The sequence below is a fragment of the Nonomuraea recticatena genome, assembly GCF_039533245.1.
Classification (GTDB): domain Bacteria; phylum Actinomycetota; class Actinomycetes; order Streptosporangiales; family Streptosporangiaceae; genus Nonomuraea; species Nonomuraea roseola.
The window spans coordinates 41,069-57,378 of sequence record NZ_BAAATE010000008.1; the positions used below are offsets into that span (position 1 = coordinate 41,069).

15 protein-coding genes are annotated in these 16,310 nt (G+C 70.3%); 5 read left to right on the top strand and 10 right to left on the bottom strand.

What is annotated here, in order from left to right:
• Window positions 1-3: 3 nt before the first annotated feature.
• Together ABFX50_RS17575 and ABFX50_RS17580 are read right to left on the bottom strand one after the other, a co-directional pair.
• Entirely contained in the window at window positions 4-309 is a 306-nt protein-coding gene (locus ABFX50_RS17575) for a hypothetical protein (protein WP_183656472.1), read from the bottom strand.
• 91 nt (window positions 310-400) lie between these two features.
• Window positions 401-712: a cupin domain-containing protein gene (locus tag ABFX50_RS17580; protein WP_346147655.1), complete on the bottom strand. Its 312-nt coding sequence runs from the start codon at window positions 710-712 to the stop codon at window positions 401-403.
• A gap of 78 nt (window positions 713-790) precedes the next feature.
• On the opposite strand from ABFX50_RS17580, the gene ABFX50_RS17585 reads away from it, so the two are divergent.
• Window positions 791-1,657 carry an anti-sigma factor RsbA family regulatory protein gene (locus ABFX50_RS17585; protein WP_346147657.1) on the top strand — a complete coding sequence of 289 codons (867 nt, stop codon included), beginning with the start codon at window positions 791-793 and terminating at the stop codon, window positions 1,655-1,657.
• Here the strand turns inward: ABFX50_RS17585 and ABFX50_RS17590 are convergent.
• On the bottom strand, window positions 1,654-2,250 hold the full coding sequence (locus ABFX50_RS17590) for a sigma-70 family RNA polymerase sigma factor (protein WP_183656464.1): 597 nt from the start codon (window positions 2,248-2,250) through the stop codon (window positions 1,654-1,656). The genes ABFX50_RS17585 and ABFX50_RS17590 overlap by 4 nt on opposite strands.
• 236 nt (window positions 2,251-2,486) lie before the next feature.
• Here ABFX50_RS17590 and ABFX50_RS17595 point away from each other — a divergent pair, with 236 nt between their 5' ends.
• The gene (locus ABFX50_RS17595; RefSeq protein WP_346147658.1) at window positions 2,487-3,557 is read left to right on the top strand and encodes a PLP-dependent cysteine synthase family protein; all 1,071 of its coding nucleotides are present in this window, start codon (window positions 2,487-2,489) and stop codon (window positions 3,555-3,557) included.
• A gap of 190 nt (window positions 3,558-3,747) precedes the next feature.
• Here the strand turns inward: ABFX50_RS17595 and ABFX50_RS17600 are convergent, their stop codons facing one another.
• Entirely contained in the window at window positions 3,748-4,746 is a 999-nt protein-coding gene (locus ABFX50_RS17600; RefSeq protein ID WP_183656458.1) for an ABC transporter substrate-binding protein, read from the bottom strand.
• 47 nt (window positions 4,747-4,793) lie between these two features.
• Here ABFX50_RS17600 and ABFX50_RS17605 point away from each other — a divergent pair, with 47 nt between their 5' ends.
• The 3 genes from ABFX50_RS17605 to ABFX50_RS17615 are packed head-to-tail and all read left to right on the top strand — an operon-like array spanning window position 4,794 to window position 7,659.
• Entirely contained in the window at window positions 4,794-5,840 is a 1,047-nt protein-coding gene (locus ABFX50_RS17605) for a FecCD family ABC transporter permease (protein WP_346147660.1), read from the top strand.
• Complete coding sequence (locus tag ABFX50_RS17610; RefSeq protein ID WP_346147662.1) at window positions 5,837-6,880, top strand: FecCD family ABC transporter permease; 1,044 nt, start codon at window positions 5,837-5,839, stop codon at window positions 6,878-6,880. The genes ABFX50_RS17605 and ABFX50_RS17610 overlap by 4 nt, the downstream gene beginning before the upstream one ends.
• Window positions 6,877-7,659 carry an ABC transporter ATP-binding protein gene (locus ABFX50_RS17615; RefSeq protein WP_346147664.1) on the top strand — a complete coding sequence of 261 codons (783 nt, stop codon included), beginning with the start codon at window positions 6,877-6,879 and terminating at the stop codon, window positions 7,657-7,659. Before ABFX50_RS17610 ends, ABFX50_RS17615 begins: the two co-directional genes overlap by 4 nt.
• A gap of 20 nt (window positions 7,660-7,679) precedes the next feature.
• On the opposite strand, the gene ABFX50_RS17620 is transcribed toward ABFX50_RS17615, so the two are convergent.
• From ABFX50_RS17620 to ABFX50_RS17645, 6 genes are all read right to left on the bottom strand, one after another.
• Window positions 7,680-9,332 carry a tetratricopeptide repeat protein gene (locus ABFX50_RS17620; RefSeq protein ID WP_346147666.1) on the bottom strand — a complete coding sequence of 551 codons (1,653 nt, stop codon included), beginning with the start codon at window positions 9,330-9,332 and terminating at the stop codon, window positions 7,680-7,682.
• A gap of 269 nt (window positions 9,333-9,601) precedes the next feature.
• Window positions 9,602-10,711: a signal recognition particle-docking protein FtsY gene (ftsY, locus tag ABFX50_RS17625; protein ID WP_379506674.1), complete on the bottom strand. Its 1,110-nt coding sequence runs from the start codon at window positions 10,709-10,711 to the stop codon at window positions 9,602-9,604.
• A 122-nt stretch (window positions 10,712-10,833) separates the two neighbouring features.
• Complete coding sequence (gene smc / locus ABFX50_RS17630; RefSeq protein ID WP_346147670.1) at window positions 10,834-14,529, bottom strand: chromosome segregation protein SMC; 3,696 nt, start codon at window positions 14,527-14,529, stop codon at window positions 10,834-10,836.
• A 173-nt stretch (window positions 14,530-14,702) separates the two neighbouring features.
• Entirely contained in the window at window positions 14,703-14,897 is a 195-nt protein-coding gene (locus ABFX50_RS17635) for a hypothetical protein (protein WP_183656443.1), read from the bottom strand.
• A 190-nt stretch (window positions 14,898-15,087) separates the two neighbouring features.
• Window positions 15,088-15,366 (bottom strand): acylphosphatase, encoded by a 279-nt coding sequence (locus ABFX50_RS17640; protein WP_346147672.1) that lies wholly within the window; start codon window positions 15,364-15,366, stop codon window positions 15,088-15,090.
• Window positions 15,359-16,237, bottom strand: a complete 879-nt coding sequence (locus ABFX50_RS17645) for a LysR family transcriptional regulator (RefSeq protein WP_346147674.1) — start codon at window positions 16,235-16,237, stop codon at window positions 15,359-15,361. Before ABFX50_RS17645 ends, ABFX50_RS17640 begins: the two co-directional genes overlap by 8 nt.
• Between the last annotated feature and the right edge of the window lie 73 nt (window positions 16,238-16,310).

Here is a 16,310-nt window from a genome sequence, read left to right on the forward strand (position 1 = left end):
ACATCACGGATAGTCCTGAACAGAGCCCCCCCGAAGCTCTTTGGCCAGGTCCTCCCACCAGACTGGGACATCAGCCTGCAATTCCGTGTAACGACGCGCCACGCGTATGGCACATCCAACCGGATCCGTACCCAGATGCCGACGTTTCACCGGGCCCTCCTGCCAACGGTAGAACCCCTCACGGAACCGCACGACAAGCCCGATCCAGACCGAAAGAGTGGCGTCGTCGCCCACCTCGTAGGCGCTGGTCACCCCCAGGCCGGTCAACTCCGCGTGAAGCTTCTCGATCGCCGCACGGGACTCAGTCAACGCACAACCCCCTGTCGAGGACGTGTCCCAGCAACTAGGGATGTACCCAGCTTGGACACGATCGAGTCCGCGAACGCCGGGGTTTCGGGGCCTAGTGATCAGGGGTCTCCCTCGGCTCGCTCACGACCATCACCATCCGGAGCTCATCTTCTCCTTGGTTGGCGTAGCGGTGTGGGCGATCGGCGGAGAAGACGACGGCGTCGCCTGTCGCGACGGCGTGGCTCTGGCCGTACACGCTCAGCGTCAGCTCGCCCGACAGCACCCAGAGCATCTCGCGCGCGCCCGGCAGGTGCGCGTCTCCGTCGTGGTGCTCGCCCGGCGCGAGACGCCATTCCCAGAGCTCGAGGATGGCAGGGGCGTCGGTGCCGACCAGCAGCCTGGTGGTCCTGCTGGCCGTCGTCACCCGCAGGACGCCTTCGCGCTCGGCGCGGTCGCACTGATAGCCGTTGCCAGTTAGTCAAGCGCTTGTTACGGTCTGGCCGTGCGCGCCCATCGGACGTTCAGGCATGTCGCCGTGCCGTACGACTCCGATGAGGGTTTCCTCCGGATGGTCCTGCCCAGGGTGCGGCACGCGCTGGCCGAGGGCAGGCAGGTGCTGGTGGTCACCGACGAGGCCAAGCTCGCGCTGCTCGGCCTCGACGTCGACACCAGGCTCGCCAGCCGTTGGTACGGTCACCCGCACCGCACGCTGGCCGCCTATCTCGACTACATGCGCGGCAGGCGCACGCTGGTCGTCGGCGAGCCGCCGTGGGAGGGCTGGGACGAACGCGAGTCCAGGGAGTGGATCCGCTACGAGTCGATCACCAACGCGGCGCTGGGCGGGGTCGACGCCACGCTGCTGTGCCTCTATCGCACGGAGTTCGCCTCGCGGGCCTACCTGACCCACCCCGAGGTGCTCAGCACCCGTTACGTGGAGCCGTGGTCGCTGGTGCTCGACGGCGACCTCGCCCCGCTCCCCGAGCCGAACGGCACCGCGGTGATCACGCCGTTCGCCGCCCGGACGCTCAACCGGTTGCGCAGGAGCGTCTCCGACTTCGCCAGGCAGGCGGGCATGGACCGCAACCTCGCCGCCTCCCTCGTGCTGAGCGTCTCGGAGATCGCCGCCAACAGCGTCGAGCACGGCGCAGGCCACGGCACGGTCGCCATGTGGACGGAGGGCGACGAGGTGGTGTGCGAGATCCTCGATCCTGGCGGCGGCGAACTGGACGATCCCTTACCCGGCTACATACCGCCAGAGCCCGAATCCCCTCGGGGATACGGGCTCTGGATAAGTCGTCAGTTGTGCGATCAGGTACTGGTGCGGGCCGACAGCGACGGCCTGCGCGTGCGCCTGCACATGAGAATCTAGGCGGCGGCACGCTGGGCGGGAAGGCGCAAGGCGCCCTCCTCGAGGGCATACCCCTCCAACATGGAGCGCAGCTGGCGCCGGCCGCGGTGCAGACGCGACATCACGGTGCCAATGGGGGTGCCCATGCGCTCGGCGATCTCCTTGTAGGGGAAGCCCTCCACGTCGGCCAGGTAGACCGCGACTCTGAAGTCCTCGGGAAGGGCGCGCAGCGCGTTCATCACCGCGCTGTCGGGCAGCCGCTCAAGCGCCTCGGTCTCGGCCGACTTCAACCCGCTGGACATGTGCGACTCAGCCGCGTGCAGCTGCCAGTCCTCGACCTCCTCGGCGGCGGCGAGCTTCGGCGAGCGCTGCTTCTTGCGGTAGTCGTTGATGAAGTTGTTGGTCAGGATGCGGTGCAGCCATGCCTTGAGGTTGGTGCCCTCACGGAACTGGTGGTAGGACGTGTACGCCTTCGCCACCGTCTCCTGGACGAGGTCCTCGGCGTCGGCCGTGTTGCGGGTAAGGCGCATCGCGGAGGCGAACAGCTGTGAGGTCACCGGAACGACGTCGCGTTCGAACCAGTCCTGGCGCTGCTCATCGGTCATAGTGATCATGGAATCCCCCTCCGTGCTCTCCCCCCGGATGCCTGTCTATCGCCCAGGCGTAACCATCCTCGCAAGCCCGGCGTAAGGGCGGCGTTAGGGGTTCTACCTGGTCAGGGGGCCGTTCGGTCCGTATGCTCGCGGCGTGCACCATCACGTCCACGGCCGGACAAGTCTCATTATCGTAACACTCTCTACTCGATTTTGCCTGAATAGTGGTCAGAGTCACATGAGATAGCGTATTGACCATGGAATACGTGGACCGTCACGACAGTCGAGCCCGGCGCTGGGTGGCTGAGGCCATTCGTAGGGTCGAGGCCGACACCAACCGCAGCTCTGACACTCACCTCCATGTGTTTCCGCTTCCCCCGCACTGGGGGGTAAACCTCTATCTGAAAGACGAGTCGGTCCACCCCACCGGTTCACTCAAACACCGCCTCGCCCGCTCCCTTTTCCTCTACGGGCTCGCGAACGGGTGGATCGGCCCCACCACCACGATCGTCGAGGCCTCCAGCGGTTCCACCGCGGTCAGCGAGGCCTACTTCGCCAGGCTCGTCGGCCTGCCCTTCGTCGCGGTGATGCCGGCGACCACGTCTCCCGAGAAGATCTCGCTCATCGAGTTCTACGGCGGCAAGTGCCACCTCGTGGAGGATCCGTCCTCGATCTACGACGAGTCGCACAGGATCGCCGCGGAGACCGGCGGCCACTTCATGGACCAGTTCACCTACGCCGAGCGCGCCACCGACTGGCGCGGCAACAACAACATCGCCGAGTCGATCTACGCGCAGATGGCCATGGAGCCCTTCCCTGAGCCCGAGTGGATCGTGGTCGGGGCGGGCACCGGCGGCACCTCGGCCACGATCGGCCGCTACATCCGCTACCGGCGCTACGACACGCGCCTGGCCGTCGTGGACCCCGCCGGCTCGGCGTTCTACCCGTCATGGACCACGGGCGAGGAGGTCGGCGCGCCGGGCTCGCGTATCGAGGGCATCGGCAGGCCCAGGGTGGAGCCCTCGTTCCTGCCCGGCGTGATCGACAGGATGATCCAGGTGCCCGACGCGGCCTCGATCGCCGCGATGCGCTGGGTGCGCGAGGTCACGGGCCGCGACGTGGGCGGCTCCACCGGCACCAACGTGGCCGCGGCCGTGCAGCTCATCACCAAGATGCGGGCGGCGGGTGACCAGGGCAGCGTCGTCACGCTGATCTGCGACAGCGGCGACCGCTACCGAGGCACCTACGGCGACGACGCGTGGCTGGCCTCCAAGGACATCGACATCTCCGCCGATCTCGCGGCCTTCCGCTCCTTCCTGACCAGCTAGACGGCAGGCCCGCCCGGCCTCGCCGCGGCCGGCGGTCCCGTCCGCCGAAGGCGCCCGCCCAGCGGGACTCCGGTGGCCTCCTTCACGGCGAGCGGCCCCCGTGAAGGCGCAGGCCCCGGCAGGGGCCAGAACGGACGCGAGCCCCGCGCCTTGTACGGCGCGGGGCTCGTGTTTTCGGGAGAGGGAGAGGTCAGGCGCCGCGCGCCGGGTCGACCTCGAAGATCTTGGCGAGGTCGTCCAGGATGGAGTGGGCACCCTGGATGCCCACCGCGCTCATCCACGTGGTGTCGGTCACGTCGTGCTTCTCGCCCTTGAGCTTGCCCCACAGCGGGTTGTTCACGAACTGCTTCTTCGGCCCCTCGGCCGACGGGTCGGCGTAGGTCGAGACGAAGATGTGGTCGGCGTCGAAGTCGGCGATGCGCTCCTGGCTGATGTCCACGGCGATCGCGTTCGGGTCCTTCGGCTGGTTGTCGGGGCGGGGGAAGCCGACGTCCTTCAGCACGATGCCCGAGTAGGAGTTCTCGACGTAGAGCCTGGTCGTCGGTTCACCGGCGAAACGGACCACCGAGACGGTCGGCAGCTTGCCCTCCTTCGCCTTGATCGCCTCGCCGACCTTCGCCGCGCGGGCCTCGAACTCCTTGAGCTTGGTGTCGGCCAGCTCCTCCTTGCCGAGCGCCTGTCCCATCAGGCGGACGTTCTCCTTCCAGATGGCGCCGGTGGTCTCGCTGAACACCGTGGGCGCGATCTGCGACAGCTTGGCGTAGAGGGCCTCGTGCCTGACCTTCGCCGAGACGATCAGGTCGGGCTTGAGCGCCATGATCTTCTCAAGGCTCGGCTGCTCGAGCGTGCCGACAGGCGTGGCCTCCTTGCCGTACTCGGCGGCGACGGAGCCGAGGTAGTCAGGCAGCTTGTCCTCGATCGAGCGGTAGGTCGAGTAGCCGACCACCGGGGTCTCCAGGGTGAGGACCGCGTCCACGAAGCTCTGGTCGAGCGCGACGACGCGCTTCGGCTGAGCGGGGATCTTCGTCTCGCCCATCGCGTGCTTGATCACGCGGAACGGCTGGCCCTCAGCCGGCTGCGTCCCGGCGGGCTGGCTTCCGGCGGTGGTGCTGGTCGAGCCACAGGCGGCCAGGCCCAGACTCAGTACGGCCCCCGCCACGCCCATGGCCACGGCGCGAAACGCTCTCATCAGGATCCCTCTCGCATTAGGTAAGGCAAACCTCATTTAGATTAGCTATGCCTAAGCTGGCATACTTCACCCGGGTCAGCAACAGCGAGGAGGAGCAGGTGAGGAGACGCACCGCCGTGTTCGGCGCGCTTCTCGTCATCGTCCTGATCACCGTTGTGATGAGCATCACGATCGGCTCGAAGTCCGTCCCGCTGACCGACGCCTGGCACGCGCTGACCTCTCCGACCGGCACGGAGAACGACATCGTCATCCGCTCGCTGCGCGTGCCGCGCACCGTGCTGGGCGTCCTGGCGGGCATCGCCCTGGGCGTCGCGGGCGCGCTGATGCAGGGCCACACCCGCAACCCGCTGGCCGACCCAGGGCTGCTCGGAGTCACCCAGGGCGCGGCCTTCGCCATGGTGGCAGGCATCATCTTTCTCGGCATGACCAGCCTCTACGCCTACATCTGGTTCGGCATGGCAGGCGCGTTGATCGCCAGCGTCGGCGTCTTCGCGCTGGGCATGGTCGGCGGCAGAGGCGGCCCCACCCCCGTCACACTGGCCCTCGCGGGCACCGCCGTCAGCGCCTTCCTCTACGCGCTCACCTCGGCGCTGGTGCTGATCGACGAGCAGGCCATGGACGTCTTCAGGTTCTGGCAGTCCGGCTCCATCGCCGCGAGAGGCGAGGAGGTGGTGTGGCAGGTGCTGCCCTTCATCGTGGCGGGGCTCCTGCTCGCGCTGATCAACGCTCCGGGGCTGAACGCCCTCTCCCTCGGTGAGGACGTCGCCCGCAGCCTCGGCCAGAACATCGCGCTCACCAGGGGCGTCGGCATCGCCGCCGTCACCCTGCTGTCGGGGGCGAGCGTCGCGGCGTGCGGCTCGCTGTCCTTCATCGGGCTCATCGTCCCGCACCTGGTCCGCCCGCTGTCCGGCACCGACCACCGGTGGCTGCTGCCGTACTCGGGGCTGGTGGGAGCGGCGCTGCTGCTGTTCGCCGACGTCATCGGCCGCGTGGTCGCGCCGCCCGGCGAGCTGGAGGTCGGCATCGTGCTCGCCCTGATGGGCGCGCCCTTCTTCGTCGCGCTGGTCAGGCGCAGGAAGCCGGTGCGGCTGTGAGCGCCCTCGCCCTGCGGGTGGCGGGGCTGTCCTGGCGCGTACGGCCGCGCGGCGTCGCGGTCACCGTCGGCGCTCTCGCCGCCGTGGTGCTGCTCATGGCGCTCAACATGCGCCTCGGCGACATCCCGATGAGCGTGGCCGAGGTGCTGCGCGCGGTCGTCGACCCCGGCAGCGACAACCACTTCGTCGTCATGGAACTGCGCCTGCCCCGCGCGCTGACCGGCGCGCTGGTCGGCGCGGCGCTCGCGCTGGCGGGCGCGATCACCCAGTCGATCGCCCGCAACCCGCTGGCCAGCCCCGAGATCCTCGGCGTCACCACGGGGGCCTCGGTCACCGTGGTCGCGGGCGTGGTGCTGAGCGGCAGCGCGGCCGGAGGGGTGAGCGGCGCGCTGGCCACCTTCGGCATCCCCGCCCTGGCCCTGCTCGGCGGCCTGGCGGGCGCGGTGATCGTCTACTCGCTCGCGTGGCGGCGCGGCCTCGACGGCTACCGGCTGGTCCTCGTCGGCATCGGCGTGGCGGCGGTGTTCACCAACGTGAAGTTCTGGCTGCTGACCGTCGGCGACGTCAACGACACCGGCAGAGCCATGGTCTGGATCAGCGGCTCGCTCAACGGGCGCGGATGGGAGCACGTCGGACCCGTCGCCCTGGCGCTGGTCCTTCTGGTCCCCGCCACGCTGCTCGGCGCCCGCTCACTCGACGCGCTTCGCTTCGGCGACGACACCGTGACCTCGCTCGGCGTGCGGATGAACCTCGCACGCGGGCTCATGATCTTCGCCGCCGTCCTGCTCGCCGCGGTCGCCACCGCCTCGGCGGGGCCCATCGCCTTCGTCGCTCTGGCCTCGCCGCAGATCGCGCTGCGCCTGACCAGGTCGGCGCAGCCGCCGCTGCTGGCCTCCGCGGTCGTCGGCGCGCTGCTCACCACCGCCGCCGACCTCATCGCCCGCACCGCCTTCTCCCCCATCGAGCTGCCCGTCGGCGTCGTCACAGCGGTACTGGGCGCGCCGTACCTGATCCACCTCATCTGGAGGGCCCGCAAATGAGACTTCAGGCACGCGACGTCAGGCTCGCCTACGGCGAGCGCGTCATCGTGGACGGTCTCGACCTCGGCATCGAGGCGGGCACCGTCACCACGATCATCGGCCCGAACGGCTGCGGCAAGTCCACGCTGCTGCGCGCCCTCGGCAGGCTGATGAAGCCCACGGGCGGAGAGGTGCTGCTCGACGGCAAGCGCATCGACAAGATCCCCACCCGCGAGGTGGCCAAGGTCCTCGGGATGCTGCCCCAGTCGCCCACGGCGCCCGAGGGGCTGACGGTGGCCGACCTGGTGGCGAGGGGCCGGCACCCGCACCAGACCTGGTACCGCCAGTGGTCCTCCGACGACGAGTCGTCGGTCACCGAGGCGCTGACCATGACCGGCCTGGCCGACCTGGCCGAGCGCCCGCTCGACGAGCTGTCGGGCGGGCAGCGTCAGCGCGCGTGGATCTCCATGGCGCTGGCGCAGGGCACCGACCTGCTCCTGCTGGACGAACCGACCACCTTCCTCGACCTGTCACACCAGGTGGAGGTGCTGGAACTGGTACGCCACCTGCACCAGGAGGCGGGCAGGACCATCGTCATGGTGCTGCACGACCTCAACCTGGCCGCCCGCTACACCGACAGGCTGGTCGCCATGCGCGAGGGCAGGGTGGTCGCGGCGGGCACCCCGCACGAGGTGCTGACCGAGGACCTGCTGCGCGGGGTGTTCGACCTGGACGCCAAGGTCATCGCCGACCCGGTCGCGGGCACCCCGCTGGTGGTGCCCATCGGCCGCAGGTCCTAGCCGTCGCCCGACGCCGCGCGTCACTGCTCGGCCAGTGCCCGCCGTACGTCCTCGTCGCCGGGGGCCAGCTCCCTCGCCCTGACCAGATCGGCGCGCGCCTCCTCCAGCCTGCCCAGCGCCCGTAGCGCCACCGACCGGTTGAAACGCAGCTCGGCGCTCTCCTTCAGCTCGATCGCCCTGGTGAGGTCGGCGACCGACGAGGCTAGGTCGCCGTTCTCGTAGGAGAGCACGCCCCTGGCCGCCAGCGCGGTCACCATGGAGGGGTCGCGTTCGAGCGCGGAGCCGAACGCCTTGTAGGCCTCCTCCGGGTTCCCCTCGGCCGCCTCCACCTGCCCGAGCGCGCACAGGAGGTAGGGGTTGGCGGCGTCGCGCTCGGCGTCGGCCCTCGCCCTGCCGTACTCACCCATGGCCACCAGCAGGCCGGCCCTGTTGACGTAGGCGTCGGTGAAATCGGGGTCCAGCTCGATCGCGTAGTCGAGGTCGGCCAGCGCCCCTTCCAGATCGCCCTCGGCGAACCGCAGCTCGGCCCTGTTGTAGTAGGGCTCGGGGAAGGGGGGACCGACCCGCATCGCCCGCTCGTAGTCGGCCAGCGCCTCCTGCGACCTGCCGAGCTTGACCAGCAGGTTTCCCCTGTCGAGGTAGTAGTCGGGGTATCCGGGGTCAGCGGCGATCGTGTGGTCGAGGTCGGCCAGCGCCGCCGTGCTCGTGCCCCGAAGCAGCGCCCTGTTGGCGCGCAGGACCAGCTTGTGGATCGGCTGCTCGCCGGGGCCGAGATCGCGCTCGGCCAGCTCGATGGCGCGTTCCACCAGCTGCGTGGCCTCCTCGAAGCGGCCCCTCCGCACCTGCACCAACGCCTTGCCGTTGAGGTCGAAGCTCAGGTGGAAGGCGCGCAGCCGGGGGTCGGGCAGCAGGTCGGTGATCGTGATGGCCTCGTTGATCCAGGCCAGCGCCTCCTCTGGGTCGCGCATGGCCGGGTCGTGGTGCCTGACCAGCAGCATCGCGGTCGCGTACGCGCACGTCGCCCGGTGCTTGGCGGTGACGCTCACCCGCCTCGCGTGGTCGAGCAGCGCCCGCGCCTCCTCCTCCCGCTCCAGCGCGGCCAGGGCCGTGGTGGTCCTGTGCAGGATCGTCCACCACTCCTCCGAGTCCTCGGCGAGCTCGGGCAGCAGCAGCCCGCCCGCCTCGGCCATCGCGTGGTGGAAGCCCTCGTTGCGGTAGCGGTCGGTGTCGAGCGGCAGCGTGCCGTCCCTGGGCGTGCTCGGCCCTTCGACGACCGCCAGCAGCTCGGCGGGCACCCTGCGCCGAAGCACCTCGAGGAACTCGATGTCGGTCGCGTCGGCCTCGCCCGCGTTGGCGACCGTGACCGTCAAGGGGCCACCCCGGGCCAGGTGGTCACGGACGAACTCGGCCAGCCCGTTGGCCAGCCGCAGCGTACGGCGCGGCGCCGGCACCAGGATGCGCTCCTCCTGCGCCACCCTGTCGGCCAGCGACGTGCGCCTGGCAGGAACGAGCTCCCTCAGCCCCGGCGCGGCCGCCCTGATCTCGATGTCGTGCGAGTGGACCAGCTCGGGCCACCGGGCCAGCGCCTCGGGCACGAGCACGTGCAACAGCCCGCCGGCCAGCGTGTACGGCCCGCGCAGCCGCCTGTCTGCGTCAAGAACGATCTGGTTCATAAGATGCGGAAGGGAGCCGATGCCCTCACCGTAGGCACCGACTCCCTCAGCCTTGGTCAGGCCGCGTGCTTCGGAGTCGCGGCACCGGTCAACCTGACCGTGCCGGGCTTGTGAACAACGACCTTCTTCATACGGCCTTCTTTCGGATCAATGACAGACGATCGCCCAATATCAACACGGGAACGGTGTACCCACAAGCCCCTGACCGGTAAGGGACATTTCCCTACTGGTTTCCCTACTGTCGCTTAAAGAGCGAGCTATTCGCCTGGTCAGTCACCCAGGATGGCGTCGACGAACACCTCGGGGTCGAAGGGCGCCAGATCGTCAGGGCCCTCTCCGAGCCCCGCCAGCTTGACGGGCACGCCGAGCTCCCGCTGCACCGAGATGACGATGCCGCCCTTGGCCGTGCCGTCGAGCTTGGTCAGCGCGATGCCCGTGATGTTCACCACTTCGGCGAAGACCTGCGCCTGGCGCATGCCGTTCTGGCCAGTCGTGGCGTCGAGGACCAGCAGGACCTCGTCGACCGTCGCCTTCTTCTCGATGACGCGCTTGACCTTGCCGAGCTCGTCCATCAGGCCCGTCTTGGTGTGGAGCCTGCCCGCGGTGTCGACGATGACCACGTCGACCTTGTCCTCGATGCCCTTGGCCGTCGCGTCGAAGGCCACGGAGGCGGGATCGCCGCCCTCGGGGCCGCGCACCACCTCGGCGCCGACCCTGTCGCCCCAGGTCTGCAGCTGGTCGGCCGCGGCGGCGCGGAAGGTGTCGGCCGCGCCGAGCACGACCTTCTTCCCGTCGCCGACCAGCGAGCGGGCCAGCTTGCCCGTGGTCGTGGTCTTGCCCGTGCCGTTGACACCCACGACGAGCACGACCGCGGGACGCTCGCCGTGCTTGGCGACGTGAAGGGTGCGGTCGAGGTTGGGGTCGATCTGCTTGAGCAGCTCCTCGCGCAGCAGGCCGCGCACCTCCTCGGGGGTGCGGGTGCCGAGGACCTTGACCTTGGTGCGCAGCTCCTCGACCATGGCCTGGGTCGGCGCGACGCCGACGTCGGCGGTGATGAGGCTCTCCTCGATCTCGTCCCAGACCTCGTCGTCGAGCCGGTCTCTGGACAGCAGCTCCAGCAGGCCCTTGCCGAGGGCGCTCTGCGAGCGGGCCAGGCGCGAGCGCAGCCGCACCATCCGGCCCGCGGACGGCGGAGGAACCTCGAGCTCGGGCGCCTTGATGACGGTCTCGGCCGGCTTGACCGGTGGCGGCACCGTGGTGGTGCTGCCCTCCTCCTCCGGCGCGGGCGGCTTGACCTGCGGTTCGGGCGCAGGCTTCACCTCGGGCGGCTCGACCGGCGGGGGCACGGCCTTTCCGCCCGGCCTGAACAAGAAGAACATGCCGCCGGCCGCCAAGAGGGCGACGACGACCACGATCACGATGATGCCGAGGTAGTCGTTCACAAGCACTCAGTTTTCCAGATCGTCCGGGATGGTCACGCCTTACGACCCACCCTGGCGAGTCAGACCTTTTCCCTGAGCCGCTGGGAGACCACCTGGGTGACACCGTCGCCGCGCATCGAGACGCCGTAGAGGGCGTCGGCGATCTCCATCGTCCGCTTGTTGTGCGTGATGACGATCAGCTGGGAGCTCTGCCGCAGCTCCTCGAAGAGGGTCAGCAGCCGCTGGGTGTTGGTGTCGTCGAGAGCGGCCTCGACCTCGTCCATCACGTAGAACGGCGAGGGCCTGGCCTTGAAGATCGAGATCAGGAACGCCACGGCCGTCAGCGACCGCTCGCCGCCCGACAGCAGCGACAGCCGCTTGACCTTCTTGCCTGGCGGCCTGGCCTCCACCTCGATGCCGGTGGTCAGCATGTCGTCGGGATCGGTCAGCACGAGCCTGCCGTCGCCGCCGGGGAAGACCCTGGAGAAGATCTGCTCGAACTCGCGGGCGACATCCTCGTAGGCGGAGGAGAACATCTGCTCGACCCTGTTGTCGACCTCCTGCACGACGGTCATGAGCTCGCGCCTGGTCTTCTTGAGGTCCTCCAGCTGGGAGGTCAGGAACGCGTGGCGCTCCTCCAGCGCGGCGAACTCCTCCAGCGCCAGCGGGTTGACCTTGCCGAGCTGGTTCATCTGCCGCTCGGCGGCGCGCATCCGCTTCTCCTGCTCCGCCCTGACGTAGGGCACGGGAGGATCGCCTGGCACGGGCGCCGCGGGGCCGTACTCGCCGACCAGGGCCTCGGCCTCGACGCCGAACTCCTCCAGCGCGCGCTGCTCGAGCTGTTCGAGCCTGAGCCGCTGCTCGGTCCTGGCCACCTCGCTGCCGTGAACCCTGTTGACCAGCTTGTCGAGCTCCTGGCTCAGCTCGCGGACCCTGACCCTGATCTGCTTCAGCTCGGCGTCGATCGCCACCCTGGCCAGGTCGGCCTCGTCGCGCTCGCGCGCCGCCCGCTCGACCGAGGCGCCCAGCGCCTTCAGCACCTGCCTGGCCCCGAGCGCCACGGCTTCGGCGACCACCGCCTGCCTCCTGCGCCGCTCACGCTGCGCGGCGGCCGTCAGCCGCTCCTGGCGCTCGCGCTGGGCGGCCCGCACCAGGCCCTCCGCCCTGCCCGCGATGCCCTTGACCCGCTCCTCGGCCGTGCGGACCTGCAGTCTGGTCTCCATCTCGCCCTGCCTGGCCACCTGGCAGGTCGCGGCCAGATCGTCGCGCACCTCGGTGGTCGGCTCGGTCTCGAGCTCCTGGGAGTACTCGGCCTCGGCCAGCTCGATCTCCAGCTCCGAGAGCTCGGCGAGCCCCTCCTCGCGCGCCTCCTGCGCCGCGCGCACGCCGCCCGCGAGACGCTCGGCCTCATCGGCCGCCGCCTTGGCCGCGGCGCCGAGCTGGGCCAGCAGCCGCGCGGCCGCCGCGATCGCCTGGTCGGCCTCGCGCTGGCGCGCCCTGACCTGGTCGAGCGCGCCCTGGGCGGCGTTGACCCCCGCCTGCGCGCCACCTGCAGCGGTCTGCGCCTCGTTGACATGCGCCTGTGCGGCCTCCAGCGCCGCCTGGGCGGCCTGCTCGGCCTGGACCGACTCCTCCAGCGCGGTCGCGGTGTGCTCGGCCCGCTCCCTGGCCTCCTCCAGGTCGGCGACGGCGTCGTCGAGGGCGGCCCTGACCTGCAACACCGAGGTGCCGCCCGCGGAGCCGCCGACCGCCAGACGCGAGCCGACGAGGTCGCCGCCGCGGGTGACGGCCCTCAACTCCGGATGCCGCCCGACCAGCGCGCGGGCGTCGTCGAGGTCCTGGACCACGACCACGTCGGCGAGCAGGTGGTCGACCGCCGCTCTGAGGTGGTCGGGCACGCCGACCAGCTCGGCGGCCCACCGCGCCTCTCCTGTCAGCTCGGCCCGCGCCCCGGACGAGCCCGCGGGCGAGGGAGAGTCTCCTGAAGCGCCTGCCACCAGGAGCGTCGCCTGGCCCGCCTCCTTGGCTCTGAGATGGTCGAGCGCCTCCACGGCCGCGCCCACCGACTCGACCGCCACCGACTCGGCGACCGAGCCCAGCACGGCCGCGATGGCCACCTCGAAGCCCTGCGTCACCGTCATAGACGCGGCCAGCGGCCCGAGCACCCCTGGCAGCCCCGCCGCCAGCAGCGCGGCGCCGCCGTCGGCCCCCTTGGCCAGGCCGAGCTCCAGGGCCTCTCGCCGGGCGTCGAGCGCCGCGACGGCGCGCTGGGCCTGCTGGTCGGCGGCGCGGGCCGTACCGACCGCCGACTTGGCGGCCTGCAGGGCCGCGCGCGGGCCCGCCAGCGCCTCCTTGGCCTGCTCCACCGTCTCGCGCGCCGCCTCGGCCAGCGCCTTGGCCTCCTCGACGGCGCCCTGCGCGGCCGCCAGCTCCTCGGCGAGCGCGGGATCGGCGGCGGGCTCCTCGCTCTCGTGCTCCTCGAGATCTTCGCGTGCGCGCTGGGCCCGCTGCTCGGCCTCGGCGAAGGACCTGCTCAGCCTGCCGATCTCGTCCTCGGCGGCGCGAGCCCTGCTGCGGGCCGACTCGACCCGCCCGCGCAGCCTGGCCAGCGCTTCGCGCCGATCGGCCGCCGCCCTCGAGGCCATGGCCAGCCGCCGCTCCTCGGCGTCGAGCGCCGCCTCGGCCTCCTCGCGCCTGGCGACGGCCGCCTCGAGCAGCTCCTGGGCCTGCTCCAGCGCGGCCGCCAGCTCCAGCTCCTGCTCGCGGACCTCGGCCGCCTCGCGCTCCAGCTCCTCGGGGTCGCGCCCGCGCCGCTCGATGGAGGCAGCGTCGAGCGCATGCCTGTGCCGCTCGGCCGCCAGGTGCTCCAGCCCGGTGAAACGCTCACGCAGGGAGGCCAGCCTGAAGTAGGTCTCCTGGGCGGCGCTCAGCCTCGGCTGCGCCTCGGCCTCGGCCGTCTCCAGCGCCTGCTCGCGCTGCTGGCCCTCGGCCAGCTCGGCCTCGACCTGGGTCCTGCGCGTCAGGATCGCCGCCTCGTCGGCGGCCTCCTTCGCGAGGTTCTCCCTCAGGATGCACACGTCGTCGGCCAGCAGCCGAAGCCGCGCGTCGCGCAGGTCGGCCTGGATGACCGCGGCCTTGCGGGCGATCTCCGCCTGCTTGCCCAGCGGCTTGAGCTGGCGGCGCAGCTCCGTGGCGAGGTCCTGGACGCGGGTGAGGTTGGCCTGCATCGCGTCGAGCTTGCGGAGCGCCTTCTCCTTGCGCTTGCGGTGCTTGAGGACGCCCGCGGCCTCCTCGATGAAGGCCCTGCGGTCTTCGGGACCGGCGTGCAGCACCGCGTCGAGCTGACCCTGACCGACGATGACGTGCATCTCGCGCCCGATGCCCGAGTCGGACAGCAGCTCCTGGATGTCGAGCAGCCGGCAGGTGTCGCCGTTGATCGCGTACTCGCTCTGCCCCGACCTGAACATCAGGCGGCTGATCGTGACCTCGGTGTAGTCGATGGGCAGCGCGCCGTCGGAGTTGTCGATCGTCAGCGTCACCTCGGCCCTGCCCAGGGGCGGCCTGCTGGAGGTGCCGGCGAAGATGACGTCCTCCATCTTGCCGCCGCGCAGCGACTTGGCGCTGTGCTCGCCCATGACCCACGCCAGGGCGTCCACCACGTTGGACTTGCCTGACCCGTTGGGCCCCACCACGCAGGTGATGCCGGGCTCCAGGCGCAGGGCGGTGGCGGAGGCGAAGGACTTGAATCCGCGCAGCGTGAGCGTCTTCAGGTACACCGAACGCTGCCCTCCCCTGAACCGACTGCGGGAAAGCCTACTGGCCCGCGCCGCCCGCCGCTGGTCACAGCGATCCAGCGGTCAGGTGGGCAGTAAAAAGACCCCCGCGGACGGGGGTCGAAAAATTACGAGGGACGCCTCTCCGAGACGTCCCTGATTCGCGCTCCGACCTCTCAGGTGAGAGCCGGCTCGCGCTCCTGCAGGCGGCTGAACGCCTCATCGCGGGTCTGCGCTGCAAGAGCGTCGTTCTGTGCCTGGAGCCGGGTGAGTTCTGCCTCCAGGTCGCGGATTCGCTGCTGCAAGCGGCGCATCTCCGAGACCATCCGAGGGTCAGGACCGCCGACGTGGCCGAGTAGAGCCTTCGCCATAGTAAAGGGTCCTCCACGCTGAGTGACCAGACTGGTTCGCGCACTTCGTGTTCCGCGGGAGGGGTGCGCGTGGTACCTAACAAGAGTCGCACCGGCAGTGTGGGTGGTCAAGTCGAACGCACCGCACAGGGCTACCGTCGGGCACTCCCGACATATAAATATACCCTATTTGGCTGGTTTGGTGGAAGGGCTACCGCTCCACAAAGCCTCGCAAACTACCTCGGGCTTCACTCCAGCGTTCTACAACTCCATCGACTCGGCCGGGTGTGTCGCAACCCTTGATCAGCTCCAGGAGCTTGACTCCGGCCTCGCGAGGGCCCTCGGCCACCACCTCGACCCGGCCGTCGTCGGTGTTGCGCGCCCACCCCACCAGCCCGAGCTCCAGCGCCCTCGCCCTGGTCCACCATCGGAACCCGACGCCCTGGACGCGTCCGCGCACCCAGGCGGTCAGTCTCACCACGTCACTCATGATCCACTCCTGCCTGCTGGAAGGCGCGCACCGCGGCCGTCTCCCCCTCCTTGCGCCAGACCAGGCCGAGCACCGAGTCGGGCAGGCCGGCGACCGGCACGAACCTGACGTCGTCGCGCCCGTGGTAGGCGGCCGTGGGGGTGCAGAAGAGCATGGCGCCCCTGTTCAGCGCGACCTGAGTCAGGCCTTCCTGGCTGGTGGAGACAGTACCCGCCGAGGGGATGGGCCGGCCCATCGGCGTGCTCGTGGGAGCGACGAGCTCACGCCACCTGCGGGGCGCGGGATCGTCGAGCCCGACCAGCGGCAGCTGCGCGAGCTCCTCGGCCTCGATGCACGCCCTGTCCGCCAGTGGGTGCCGCGGCGAGAGAGCCACCTGCATCTGGACCTTGTTCAGGCCCGCCCCCGTCTCGAGGTCGGGCTCGTCCACGGGCAGCAGGGTGAAGCTCACGTCCACCCTGCCGGCGCGCAGCTTGCCGAAGGGGTCGGCCATCGGCACCTCGACCAGCTCCACCTCACAGGCGGGGTTGCGCCGCTCGAACTCCCTGACCGTGCTGGTGACGACCTCCGTCGGCGTGCCGAGGAAGCCGACCCGCAACACGCCCTCGACCAGCCGGGCGGCCGACCTCGCCCTGGTGAGCGCGGCTCCCAGCCCTTCGTAGGCGGGGCGCAGGTCGGCGAGGAAGCGCTCGCCCAGCGGCGTCAGCCGTACGCGCCTGCTGGTCCTGTCGAACAGCCTGGCGCCGACGCGGGTCTCCAGCGCCCGCACCAGCTGGCTGACCCTGCCAGGCGACAGGTAGAGCCGCTCGGCGGCCCTGGCGAAGTGCAACTCCTCGCTGAGCACGACGAAGCACTCCAGCTCCCTGAACTCCATCACGACTCCTTAGCCTGACTAAACCAAGGCTTCGATCTTCGCCATTGTTCCCGCACGTCGGGCCCAGAACGCT

What these genes read in the sequence shown, in the direction of transcription:
- ABFX50_RS17590 (WP_183656464.1), bottom strand. Translation starts at nt 2,250, where the DNA reads ATGATCACTATGACCGATGAGCAGCGCCAGGACTGGTTCGAACGCGAC.
- ABFX50_RS17595 (WP_346147658.1), top strand. Translation starts at nt 2,487, where the DNA reads ATGGAATACGTGGACCGTCACGACAGTCGAGCCCGGCGCTGGGTGGCT.
- ABFX50_RS17600 (WP_183656458.1), bottom strand. Translation starts at nt 4,746, where the DNA reads ATGAGAGCGTTTCGCGCCGTGGCCATGGGCGTGGCGGGGGCCGTACTG.
- ABFX50_RS17605 (WP_346147660.1), top strand. Translation starts at nt 4,794, where the DNA reads ATGCCTAAGCTGGCATACTTCACCCGGGTCAGCAACAGCGAGGAGGAG.
- ABFX50_RS17615 (WP_346147664.1), top strand. Translation starts at nt 6,877, where the DNA reads ATGAGACTTCAGGCACGCGACGTCAGGCTCGCCTACGGCGAGCGCGTC.
- ABFX50_RS17620 (WP_346147666.1), bottom strand. Translation starts at nt 9,332, where the DNA reads ATGAACCAGATCGTTCTTGACGCAGACAGGCGGCTGCGCGGGCCGTAC.
- ftsY (WP_379506674.1), bottom strand. Translation starts at nt 10,711, where the DNA reads ATGTTCTTCTTGTTCAGGCCGGGCGGAAAGGCCGTGCCCCCGCCGGTC.
- ABFX50_RS17635 (WP_183656443.1), bottom strand. Translation starts at nt 14,897, where the DNA reads ATGGCGAAGGCTCTACTCGGCCACGTCGGCGGTCCTGACCCTCGGATG.
- ABFX50_RS17640 (WP_346147672.1), bottom strand. Translation starts at nt 15,366, where the DNA reads ATGAGTGACGTGGTGAGACTGACCGCCTGGGTGCGCGGACGCGTCCAG.
- ABFX50_RS17645 (WP_346147674.1), bottom strand. Translation starts at nt 16,237, where the DNA reads ATGGAGTTCAGGGAGCTGGAGTGCTTCGTCGTGCTCAGCGAGGAGTTG.